Origin of the sequence: Ohtaekwangia sp. (genome assembly GCF_036568665.1) — a bacterium.
In the GTDB taxonomy this organism is placed as follows: domain Bacteria; phylum Bacteroidota; class Bacteroidia; order Cytophagales; family Cyclobacteriaceae; genus Ohtaekwangia.
On sequence record NZ_DATCSD010000219.1, the window covers coordinates 1 to 12,287 of the forward strand.

Genomic DNA, 12,287 nt, shown 5'->3' on the forward strand with positions numbered 1-12,287 from the left:
GTTATACATAAGAGTAAAGAACTCGCCAACTATACCATGCTGTTGGTAAAGAAACGCGAGTTGCTTTCGGAGATGCACGAAGACCTGAAGGTGTTACGCGATGCTGTTCGCAGCGATACGCCCCGGCAAATGGTGCGCGACCTGATGAAGAAGATCAACGCCAACCTGCAGAACGAAGAACATATACAGGTATTTGAAGCGAACTTTGAGCGCGTACACCACGAGTTTTTTGCACAGCTCAAGTCTACATTCTCCGATCTTACCCAGAAAGAACTGCAGCTCTGCGCGTTTGTGCGTATGAACCTGACGAATAAAGAGATCGCCTCTATATTAAATATATCCGTGCGCGGTGTAGAAACTGCGCGGTATAGATTGCGCAAAAGGCTGGGCATGAGCCACGAACAAGACATGGCCGCTTTCCTCGAAAAATTATACTCCTCCAGCGACAAGTCCCCGGCCGATGTGCCAGACGAAGTCTCTTGATTTGTTTTCCCACAGAATTTTTCTCTCCCGCAGATCTCGCAGAGATACGCAGATAAAACCCTGTATTTATCTGTGTCGATCTGTTCCCGATAACTATGGGACGTGGGGAAATTCTTTTGCATTTATCTGCGCTTGTCTGCTCCCGATAGCTATCGGGATGCGGGAAACAATTCTCGGCATAGTAGTTAGAAGCGAGTAATCTTCTCAATTTTTTTCAGCGCTCGTCACGCGCTGCGTATAGCTAACAATTTGAAAATCAGTCTTGAATTTGGTCGTGACGTAGTGCTGACGAGCCCGGCTTTTTGCATGCAGTATTCGAACCGTAGTCGTTTGTATGCGTCCACGAACAGCATCCCTATACTTTTGGTCCTGATCGGAAACGATTGCTAGAATCAATCGATAGTAAACGTTTTCATCGCTTTAAGTTTATTAACCCAAACCTAATGTTAAACGTATGAGAGAAATTCTACAGAAGAGGAAGCAGCTCTTCCTCCTGCTGTTCATGGTCATCACCTGCACCTACGCCCAAGCGCAACAGGTTGTGTCCGGAACAGTGAAGGATGAAAAAACAGGCGAACTCCTGCCTGGTGTAAACGTTGTGGTGAAAGGTACCAGCACGGGTACTATTTCGGATATTGAAGGTCGATACTCACTCGAAGTATCATCTTCCGATGCCATCCTGATATATTCCTTTGTTGGTTATGCAAAAGAAGAAGTACTGGTTGGTGGTCGTAACACAATCGACATTGCTCTGCGCGCAGATATATCTACGCTCGATGAAGTAGTGGTGGTGGGATACGGTACACAAAAGAAAAGTGTAGTATCCGGTGCGATCTCCAGCGTAAAGGCATCCGACCTGGAAGGTATGCCGGTTAACCGTATAGAGCAGGCGTTGCAGGGAAGAACCTCCGGTCTCACCATTGCCGCCAACTCTGGCCAGCCGGGCGAAGGCGCAACGGTACGTCTACGCGGTATCACATCCTTTAACCGCGATGGCGGCAACAACAACCAGCCGCTGTGGGTAGTGGATGGTGTGATCATCGACAACGGTGGTATAGGCTATCTCAATCAATCCGATATTGAATCGATCGAAGTATTGAAAGACGCAGCATCACAGGCTATATATGGAGCGCGTGCTGCTGCCGGTGTAATTCTGATCACTACCAAGAAAGGTAAATCGGGTGGACTGAAAGTAAATTACAATGGCTACTACGGTGTATCATCACCGGCACGCAAACTGGATCTGTTGAATGCCACACAATATGCTACACTTCGTAATGAAGCCGCAGCTGCCAATGGCGATCCGCTGCCGTATGCTGATCCGCAGTCGTATGGTACAGGTACCGATTGGCAGGCAACTATATTCAACAACAGCGCGAAACGTCAGAACCACGAGCTGAGCATCAGCGGTGGTAATGATAAATCTACCTTCTATACTTCATTCGGTTACCTGAGTCAGGATGGTATAGTAGCTACCGATATATCCAAGTATAAACGTTTTAACATTCGTCTTAACTCTACACACAAAATCAAGAAGTGGTTGTCGGTAGGTCAGAACCTTGGTTATGCCTATAACAAATCCATTGGTTTAGGAAACACGAACAGTGAATTTGGCGGACCGTTAAGTTCTGCTATTAACCTCGACCCAATCACTCCGGTAGTAGTTACAGATCCAACCATAGCCAATGCACCGCCATACTCCAACAACCCGGTGCGCAGAGATGCCAACGGAAATCCGTATGGTATATCCAGCCAGGTAGGACAGGAGATGACCAACCCGCTGGCCTATATTTCCAAGCAGTTGGGTAACAACAGCTCGGCACACAATATCATTGGTAACTTTTATGCAGAAGCAGAACCGCTCAAAGGACTGAAGCTGCGCTCTACCATCGGTACCAAGCTTGCTTTCTATGGAAGTGAGTCGTTCACACCGGTATATTTCCTCAATACCTCGAATGTCATTTCACAAAACTCATTTACACGCGAGAACAACGTACGTGTAGACTGGAACCTGGAGAATACAATTTCTTATACCCGTTCTATACAGGATCATAACATAACCGTGCTGGTGGGACAGGGTGCATACCTGGACGACAACACGCAGATGACGCGTGTAACGTTCAACGGTATACCGGCCGATAATTTTGAAGATGCTTCTTTCAACTATAAAGTACCGGCTACACAACGTACGTCCGATGCATCGGAAGGACAGAAGCACACAGTGGCTTCGCTCTTCGGTCGTATCAACTATAACTATAAAGAGAAATACCTGGTATCGGCACTCGTGCGCAGAGATGGTTCATCACGTTTCGGTACCAACCATCGCTTCGGTATATTTCCTTCGTTCTCACTCGGCTGGGTGCCTTCACTGGAAAACTTCTGGCCTGCTAACGACATCGTGAACTTCCTGAAGATTCGCGGTAGCTACGGTGTAGTAGGAAATGACAACATCGGTAACTTCTCATTCTTATCAACCATTGGTAGCGGACGTAACTATACATTCGGAAATACCGGTGCATACCAGAATGGTTTCAGTCCGAATGCGCCTGCTAACCCGGACCTGAAGTGGGAGCAGACAACGTCTACCAACATTGGTTTCGAAGCAACATTCCTGCAAGACTTCAATATTACATTCGACTGGTATAAGAAAGTTACCAGCGATATTTTGCAGAACCCGCGTATACCGGGTTATGTAGGAGCTATATCTAACCCTGCAGCGAACGTAGCCGATATGCAGAACTCCGGTGTAGAACTGGAACTCGGCTGGCATAAAACGATAGGAGAATTTACATTCGGGTTGAATGGTAACGTATCGTACCTGCAGAACAAGGTTACCTATCTCGGTAATGGTATAACATTCCTCACCGATGGTAACGCAGGCTTCCAGGGAAGTGCGTATGGTATAACGCGTACAGAAGTTGGTCACACCTATAATTCATTCTATGGATTCCAGACGCTGGGTATATTCCAGACACAGGAAGAAATAGAAGCGTATACCGGAGCAAAAGGAAAGATACAACCCAATGCACGCCCGGGCGATTTCAAATGGGAAGATGTAAATGGTGATGGTGTTATTAACGAGAACGACCGCAAGTTCCTCGGTAACCCGATGCCGAAATATACCTATGGCTTTACCTTCAATGTAGCGTATAAAGGATTTGACTTTACACTCTTCTCGCAAGGTGCTGCCGGCAACAAAATATTCCAGGGCTTAAGACGCTTCGGTATACCGGCTTCGAACTGGCAGACAGAAGCATTAGGTCGTTGGACAGGCCCGGGTACATCCAATACCTATCCTCGTCTGATCACCAGCGATCCTAACAACAACCTGGCAAATCCTTCGGATTTTTACCTGAAGAACGGAAGCTACTTCCGCATCAAGAATATACAGCTCGGATATACTATACCAAAGGCCATTGTTTCCAAAGCAGGTCTGGAGCGCGTGCGGGTATATATCATGAGCGAAAACCTGGCAACGTTCACCAAGTATAACGGATACGATCCTGAAATTGGTGGAGGCACCATGAGTATAGACCGCGGTATATATCCGCAGGCACGTTCGTATATGGCCGGTGTAATGGTTGGATTCTAAACAATGAACACAAACATGAAAAAGTATATAAAATATATAGCTTTTGCTGCAGCGTTGCAGCCGTTGAGCTCTTGCAGTGATTTTCTCGAACCGAAACCAAAAGGTCTCGACCTTGAATCAAATTATTACCTCAATCAGCAACAGGCTTTCAATGGTCTGATCGCTGTATACGATGTGGTAGGATGGCAGGGTGGTAATCTTACTACCAAAGTAGGAGCCATGTGCGCTGCATCAGACGATCACCTCGGTGGAGGTGAAGGAACCGGTGATAAAACTTTCACATCACTGTCAGACTATGTATTGACACCGGCTATCGGTCCGCAGGAAGATCTGTGGAAAAAAGGTTACTCCGGAATTTTCAGAGCAAACACCTTGCTGCAAAAATTACCGGGTGTACCGATGGATGAAAGCCTGAAGCTGCGATATACTGCCGAAACACTGGTGTTGCGCGCGTATTTCAACTTCGACCTGGTACGTCTGTTCAAGAATATACCGCTGCTGAACGAAACAGTTTCTCCGGATGAGATGTATAACATCACACAAGCTGCACCGGAAGATGTATACAAGCAGATTGAAGAAGACCTGCTGGCCGCTATAGCAGAGCCCAACCTGCCCAACACCGTACCGGCTGCAACGGAAGGTGGTCGCATTACCAAAGGTATAGCACATGCGTTGCTCGGTAAAGTATATATGTACGAAAAGAAATATGCTGAAGCTGCTGCCGAGCTGAAAGAAGTGAACGGCACACCGGGCCAGTTGAACGCAACGTACGGATATAAGCTGATCGATAATTTTGGCGATCTCTGGAAATCTACGGCTGATGTAAAATTCAACAGCGAGTCGATCTTCGAAGTAGGCTACACCAGTACATCAGCCGGTGGCTGGAGCTGTATTGCCTGTACAGAAGGAAATATACTCAACATCATGACCGGCCCGAGAGGATATACTACCAAGACGGCCAACGCTCCCGACTATATTTCGGGCTGGAGTTACTTCCCGGTAACAAAAAGTCTGTTTGATGCTATACACTACGACCCACGCTATAAATATACCATAGCGAACCTCGACAGTCTGAAGCAATATGGTATAGCAGACTATACACCGGGTGCACAGAACACCGGATGGTTCCTGGAAAAATTTGCCGGAAGAAAATCCAATACACCGGTAGGTGCTGCAGGAGCTCCCGAGCTGAACTATCCGCAGAACATGTATGAGATACGATTGGCTGATACATACCTGCTCGAAGCAGAAGCGCTGGTACAAACCGGTACGGACCAGGCAAGAGCAGATGCATTGCTGAATGCTGTGCGTGCCCGCGTAGGACTTGGCCCTATAACAGCAACACTGCTCAACATCAAGAATGAGAGACGCCTTGAACTGGCTGGTGAAGGACATCGCTGGTTTGACCTGGTGCGCTGGGGCGATGCTGCTGCCGCACTGGCTGATCGCGGCTTTGTTGCCGGTAAACATGAGATCCTCCCTATACCATTGAACGAGCTGAACAACACCAAGCTTGAACAAAGCAAAGAGTGGGGCGGTACTAAATAATAAACACGACAACTATGAAACTGACTATAAATACAATGAAACTATATGCTGCACTCAGCATACTGGTGGCTGGTATATTTACTGCCTGTCAGCCCGATGAGTTTGGTAATGGTGATGGCAACGGGTTGAGTGACCCCGGTATATCTGCATCTTTTACCATTACTCCGGTAGAAGGAAAGAACAATACCTATGTGTTCGCGGCAGACCAGACCGATCTGATCGGTGTTCGCTGGGACAAAGACGATGGTGTTGGTTTTCCGAAAACCATGGGTAAAGCGATCGATACAGTTTTCTATCCGGATGCCGGTACTTATACCATCACGTTGAAAGCGTATGGAAGAGGAGGCGCATCAGCCGTATCATCAAAGACCCTTACGGTAGATACATCCGATCCTGCATCGGGTAATCTGGTAGTAGGTGGCAAGATGAATGCCGGTGATGAAAGTAAATGGAACTTCGTTACCTATAGCGCAGGTGTAACGTTCGCGATCCTCGATAACAAGATGATTGCCAGTGGTGGAAGCGGTGGCCATGCCGGTATATACCAGGCCATACAAGTAGAAGGCGGCAAGAAGTATAAAGTAGACATGACTGTTTCCGGAAGCGGTGCTACGGATGTATGGTTTGAAGTATATGTAGGCACAGCAGAACCCGTGCCCGGTAAAGATTACAACGATGGGGGTACGCGCCTGGGGTTGAACACCTGGGCAGGTTGCGGCAAAACAGCCTTCAATGCAAAGCTCTCCTCTATATCTTGCTCCGGCTCCGGTGGTGTGGTGACCTTCCCGCAGAGTGGTACAGTATATCTGATGATCCGCACAGGCGGTAGTAATTTAGGAACAACCGGTATATCCATCGACAACGTGGAGCTGCGCGGTACAAAATGATCTTATTTTGGTTTGGCAATACAAGCTGCTGGTGGTAACATCGGCAGCTTGTTGCTATTAAAGGCAGATGTATAAAGACAGTATATATACTTCGTGATGAAGATACTGTCGGGTAAATACAGTACGTTTACACTTCCAATAGATTTTAAACAAATTTTCATGAAGAAGAAGATTGTTGGCACCTGGTGCCTGTCGTTCGTGTTGCTGTTTCTGTTTCAGGCGCAGAAGCCTGTAGAACCAGTACCCACCAATGAAAAAGTAGAAGCACTGCTGGCCAAAATGACCCTCGAAGAAAAAGTAGGGCAGATGGCGCAGGTAACGCTGGATGTTATTACCAAAGGTAAAAATGAATATGTAAGTGATGAACCACTGCAACTTGATATGGCCATTGTGCGCAAGGCATTGCTCGATTACAAGATCGGCTCTGTATTGAACACTGCGAACAATCGCGCACGTACTGTGGAGAAGTGGCAGGAGATCATCACCCAATTACAGGATGTAGCAACAAAAGAAACACGCCTGAAGATACCGGTGATCTATGGTATAGATGCCATACACGGCACAACCTATACGGCAGGCGCTACATTTTTTCCGCAGCAGATAGCACAAGCGGCTACCTGGAACCGCTCGCTCGTAAAACGCGGTGCAGAGATATGCGCTTACGAAACAAGAGCCTCTGCTATACCCTGGAATTTTTCGCCCGTATTAGACCTCGGTCGCGACCCGCGCTTTCCCCGCTTGTGGGAAACCTTTGGCGAAGATGTATATCTCGCTACTGAAATGGGCAGGCAGATGATTGAAGGCTATGAAGGTAAAAGCAATGATGTAAAGAATCCTGTACATGTTGCTTCTACACTGAAGCACTTCCTGGGTTACCAGGTGCCACAATCCGGGAAAGACAGAACACCCGCATTTATACCGGAGATAGAATTACGCGAAAGACATTTGCCGGCATTCAAAGCAGCTATCGATGCAGGTGCGCATTCGGTAATGATCAACTCGGGTCTTATCAATGGTATACCGGTGCATGCAGATCCCACCATACTTACCAAACTTCTCAAGGAAGAGCTGGGCTTTAAAGGTGTGGTTGTTACCGACTGGAAAGATATCGATAACCTGTATGAGCGCGATAAAGTAGCCGCTACTCCAAAAGAAGCCGTGAAGCTCGCGATCAATGCCGGTATAGATATGTCAATGATTCCCTATAATTTCCGCTTCTGTGATTACCTGATCGAATTGGTAAAAGAAGGCGAAGTGCCCATGACTCGTATAGACGATGCTGTGCGCAGAATACTCACGTTGAAATTTGATCTCGGTCTTTTCGAAAAGCCGGTAACAAACTATAAAGATTATCCGGAGTTTGGCAGCAAGGCATTTGAGCAGTCGGCATACCAGGCAGCGGCAGAAGCAATCACATTGTTGAAGAATGCTAACAATATACTTCCGCTGAAGAAGAATGCAAAAGTGTTGGTAACAGGTCCGAATGCTAACTCCATGCGTGCGCTGAATGGCGGCTGGTCATATTCATGGCAGGGAGAAAAAGTAAATGAGTTTGGCGAAAAGTATAATACCATTCTGGAAGCCCTTCAATTGAAAGGTGGCAAAGAGAACATCACCTTCGTGCAAGGCATTGCCTATAACGACAATGGTAAGTATTGGGAAGAGAAAGACATCAATATAGAGGCTGCCGTAAAAGCAGCTGCTACGGTAGACTATATCGTGGCATGCGTTGGTGAGAACAGCTATACCGAGAAGCCTGGCGACTTGCACGAGCTTACATTATCAGCAAACCAGGTAGCGTTGGTAAAGGCATTGAGTAAAACAGGCAAGCCGGTAATTTTAGTATTGAACGAAGGTCGCCCGCGTCTTATCAGTGCTATCGAAAGAGATGTGCAGGGAGTAGTGCATCTATACCTGCCCGGTAACTTTGGTGGTGATGCAGCAGCCGATATACTCTATGGCAATGTAAACCCGAGCGGTAAATTACCCTATACCTACCCGATGTTTGCCAATACACTGGTAACGTACGATCACAAACCATCGGAAGAACAAAGCAAGATGCAGGGAGTATATGATTACGAATCTGACTTCGCTATTCAATATCCATTCGGCTTCGGATTAAGCTATACTACATTTGAGTATAGCGATCTGCAGGTAAGCAAGGCATCGGTAACTCCGGAAGAGAAAATGACTATATCCGTAACCGTAAAGAACACCGGTACACGCGAAGGTAAAGAAGTAATACAGTTGTTTATTTCTGATCTGTATGCCTCTGTAACACCCGATGTAAAACGCCTGCGCGGTTTTGAGAAGATATCGCTCAAGCCGGGCGAGTCGCAGAAAGTTACCTTTACAATTGGCGCACGGGATATAGCCTTTGTTGGTAAAGACATGCAATGGACAGTAGAGAAAGGCGACTACGAAATTAACGTTGCTACACTCAAGACTAAATTCAGCTTAACTGCCAACAAAACCTTCCGCGAAGGCGCTCCACAGTTATAATATATATTCTATAAAATAGATCACAAGTAAAGCCGCTGCCAAAACAGCGGCTTTTTTTATGGCGTTTCAGTAGTTGTTAGTGACGTCAGATGTTTCCATCTGACACAGTTAATATTCTCTGAATACGGGTTTCTTACAGTCAGGTGGAAACACCTGACTGCACACCTATATATATACCGGTATCAGTGTCTTTTCCCTTCCAGCATATTTCAACTGGGCCTCATCCAATCTTCGGTCTGGCAAGGCATGCGCGGATTGTATGCAGCCCAGGTGGAATATGCGGGGCCCCGCGGCCCGGGAGCGGGCTATGGAATGCGCTAGAAAGAATCAGGTAAGCGAAAGAACCTATCTTGATGCAGCAACATGATTTCATTTGTAGAAAGCCCCTAGTCTGGTGGAAACACCTGACTACATAGATATAATATATATAGTGTTCCACCACCTGATATTTTCAAAACACTGATTATCAAGCTGCGTAGCAAGCTTGGCGTAGTGAGGGCGTACACCGGAAAAATAGTGTAGAGGCTGAAGTGTAGAATGCCTTTCGGGTGTGTAAAAGTGTGCGTCCTATATTTAGTGTAAACGTTTGAACGACACGTAAAAACGTTTGCAATAGAATTACTTAAACCCAAAATTTTAAACCATGATGCTACAAATTTTACGGAGAGGAACATTGTTTCTGATGTTGCTGCTGGTCTTTCTGCAGGGAAGGACACAGAGCCGGCTACGAGCCGATGGAACACGGATTGTGAATGCTTCCAACCAGGAAGTTATTCTGAAGGGTGTGGGCTTGGGAGGTTGGCTGTTACAGGAAGGCTATATGATGAACCCGAGTGGAGGCGGCACACAGGGATCATTCAAAAAGAGACTATATGATCAGGGCCAGAGCGAAGCACAGGTAGAAGCATTCTATCAAAGCTGGCGCGATAACTTTATTACACAAGCCGATATAAACTGGATTGCCGATCAGGGCTTCAACTGCGTGCGTATACCTATGCACTACGATCTGTTCCTTACACCGGCACAACGCACCGTGCGTAATAATGTAATTCGTAATTCAGCAAACTATACCACGTATGTCAATTCGCTTACCACGTGGTATAACAATAACCAGTTGTTTGTAGATCCGAACCTGGAAGGCTTTAGAACATTAGAGAACTGTTTGAACTGGTGTGCGGCCCGCGGCATGTATGTAATTGTAGATTTACACGCAGCACCAGGAGCACAGGGTACCGATTCAAATATAGCCGATGCATTGGTAGGTAATGATCTGTGGAATCGCCAGATATACCAGGACATTACGGTACGCCTGTGGGAAAAGATCGTTACCCGCTATATCAACAACAACACCGTGGCTTTCTGGGATCTGATCAACGAGCCGAACAATGTGCCGCAGAATCAAACAATCCATACGTTGTTGAACAGACTGGTAAATGCTGTACGTGCCCTCGGCGATACACACCTGATCATGATTGAAGGAAACGGCTGGGGTAATAATTATGATTACCTCGAACCCTTTACATTCGATAATCAATCGAACCTGGTATATAATGCACACCGCTACTGGATAAACGAAGGCGATGACTATATACGCGATGGTAATCCGAACCAGATCAACCGTCTCATCAATCTTACAGAATTCAGAACGCGGCATAATGTACCGGTGTGGGTAGGAGAGACCGGAGAGAATTCCGATGAGTGGCTTCGCCAGAATGTAGATAAGCTCAATGCGAATAATATAGGTTGGGCACACTGGACGTACAAGCGCACCAGCTCTACAGCCAATGCTGCATTAAGAAGAATTATAGGCCCGCCATATTTAACAGATGGTGTATCCGCCATGAGTGGTGTATTGAATAATATACAGTTTGCCAACACCGTAGTGAACTCCGGTCCCCTGGCTGCTGTAGATCCAAGACGCGGTTCATCCTCTACAAGCTGTACGGGTAATTATACGGCTATACCGGCCACTATACAGGCAGAAGGCTATTGCGCCATGAGTGGTGTACAAACCGAAACGACTACCGATACAGGCGGTGGTCAAAATGTAGGCTATCTCGATGTTGGCGATTGGCTGGGCTACCGGGTAAATATACCTGCTGCCGGTACCTATACCGTTGAGTATAGAGTAGCGAGTCAGAACACAACAGGTGCATTGCGTCTTGAACAATTTGGTGGTGGTGCAACGTATGGTACCATTACTGTTCCTAACACGGGTGGCTGGCAGGTATGGCAAACTATATCGCATACTGTAACACTGCCCGCAGGACAACAACAACTTGGTATAGCGATTACTGGTGCCGGTTTTAATTTGAACTGGATAAGAATATCTTCTCCCTCGGGTGGGAGTGCTCCCATCGGACAAGTGATCTGGCTGAGGGGTATAAATAATCAATATGTAAGTGGCGAGAATGGTACTACCGCCATGAACTGCAACCGTCCAACGGTGGGTACATGGGAACAATTTACCGTGGTAGATGCCGGTGGCGGAAAAATAGCGCTGCGCAGCATGAGTAAATATGTATCGTCAGAGAACGGTGCGGCCGCTATTACCTGCAGTCGTACTACGGTTGGCGATTGGGAAAAATTTGATTGGGTAGTAAATGCCGATGGAAAAATATCGCTGCGTGGAAACAATGGTCGGTATATATCTTCTGAAAACGGCACACAAGCCATGACGTGCAATCGCACCACTATATCCGGCTGGGAAGCATTTACCTATGGCACAGGTTCAGGCGCACGCATAGCGGCAACCGAATCGGCAGTATATAATGAACAGAACGATGAGTTAACGGTATACCCGAATCCATCTGCCGGTACATTTACCGTACGAGTAGCAAAACCTTCTACCGTAAGTATTACCAATGCATCCGGCAAAGTAATTCTGAAAGCCGAAGTGAACGATGTGCTGCCGGTTGGTAAAGTAGCGGCCGGTATATACATTGTGCAGATGAAGAGTAAAGAGCGTATTGTTACAAAGAAAGTAATCGTTAATCAATAGCGTTAATGAATAGTGTTAAGTTTTAGCTTAACATAGTATAATATACAGGGAGCGGAGCCATATCTCCGTTCCTTTTTTTATAGTATATATAATATCAGAAGTTCAGAATAAAATCCTGGAGGTTTTTGTTGCGGTCCAGTTGTATCTTCTTGCGTAAGCGGTAGCGGCTGATCTCCACTCCGCGAACAGATATATTTAATAGTTGAGCGATCTCTTTCGAAGAGAGATTCATGCGCAGGTAGGCACTCAGCTTTATTTCCTGCGGACTCAGTGT

Annotated in this window: 7 protein-coding genes; 6 read left to right on the plus strand and 1 reads right to left on the minus strand. The window is 46.6% G+C overall.

Features of this window, described 5'->3' with window-relative positions; genetic code table 11:
- The 6 genes from VIN08_RS12345 to VIN08_RS12370 all read left to right on the plus strand — a co-directional run.
- The coding region (locus VIN08_RS12345; RefSeq protein ID WP_331965241.1) for a helix-turn-helix transcriptional regulator at positions 1 to 483 on the plus strand (483 nt) is incomplete at its 5' end.
- 454 nt (positions 484 to 937) lie between these two features.
- The gene (locus VIN08_RS12350) at positions 938 to 4,075 is read left to right on the plus strand and encodes a TonB-dependent receptor (RefSeq protein ID WP_331965244.1); all 3,138 of its coding nucleotides are present in this window, start codon (positions 938 to 940) and stop codon (positions 4,073 to 4,075) included.
- A 15-nt stretch (positions 4,076 to 4,090) separates the two neighbouring features.
- Positions 4,091 to 5,623 carry a RagB/SusD family nutrient uptake outer membrane protein gene (locus VIN08_RS12355; RefSeq protein ID WP_331965247.1) on the plus strand — a complete coding sequence of 511 codons (1,533 nt, stop codon included), beginning with the start codon at positions 4,091 to 4,093 and terminating at the stop codon, positions 5,621 to 5,623.
- A 14-nt stretch (positions 5,624 to 5,637) separates the two neighbouring features.
- A complete protein-coding gene (locus tag VIN08_RS12360; protein ID WP_331965250.1) occupies positions 5,638 to 6,510 on the plus strand; it encodes a PKD domain-containing protein in 873 nt (290 codons plus the stop codon).
- 159 nt (positions 6,511 to 6,669) lie between these two features.
- On the plus strand, positions 6,670 to 9,012 hold the full coding sequence (locus tag VIN08_RS12365) for a glycoside hydrolase family 3 N-terminal domain-containing protein (RefSeq protein WP_331965253.1): 2,343 nt from the start codon (positions 6,670 to 6,672) through the stop codon (positions 9,010 to 9,012).
- A gap of 643 nt (positions 9,013 to 9,655) precedes the next feature.
- Positions 9,656 to 12,013 carry a carbohydrate-binding protein gene (locus tag VIN08_RS12370; protein WP_331965256.1) on the plus strand — a complete coding sequence of 786 codons (2,358 nt, stop codon included), beginning with the start codon at positions 9,656 to 9,658 and terminating at the stop codon, positions 12,011 to 12,013.
- A gap of 94 nt (positions 12,014 to 12,107) precedes the next feature.
- On the opposite strand, the gene VIN08_RS12375 is transcribed toward VIN08_RS12370, so the two are convergent.
- A partial coding sequence (locus tag VIN08_RS12375) for a helix-turn-helix transcriptional regulator (RefSeq protein ID WP_331965259.1) occupies positions 12,108 to 12,287 on the minus strand: 180 nt, incomplete at its 5' end.

Bases quoted from the DNA above. Each gene is read 5' to 3' on its own strand.
- VIN08_RS12350 (WP_331965244.1), top strand. From the start codon at position 938: ATGAGAGAAATTCTACAGAAGAGGAAGCAGCTCTTCCTCCTGCTGTTC.
- VIN08_RS12355 (WP_331965247.1), top strand. From the start codon at position 4,091: ATGAAAAAGTATATAAAATATATAGCTTTTGCTGCAGCGTTGCAGCCG.
- VIN08_RS12360 (WP_331965250.1), top strand. From the start codon at position 5,638: ATGAAACTGACTATAAATACAATGAAACTATATGCTGCACTCAGCATA.
- VIN08_RS12365 (WP_331965253.1), top strand. From the start codon at position 6,670: ATGAAGAAGAAGATTGTTGGCACCTGGTGCCTGTCGTTCGTGTTGCTG.
- VIN08_RS12370 (WP_331965256.1), top strand. From the start codon at position 9,656: ATGATGCTACAAATTTTACGGAGAGGAACATTGTTTCTGATGTTGCTG.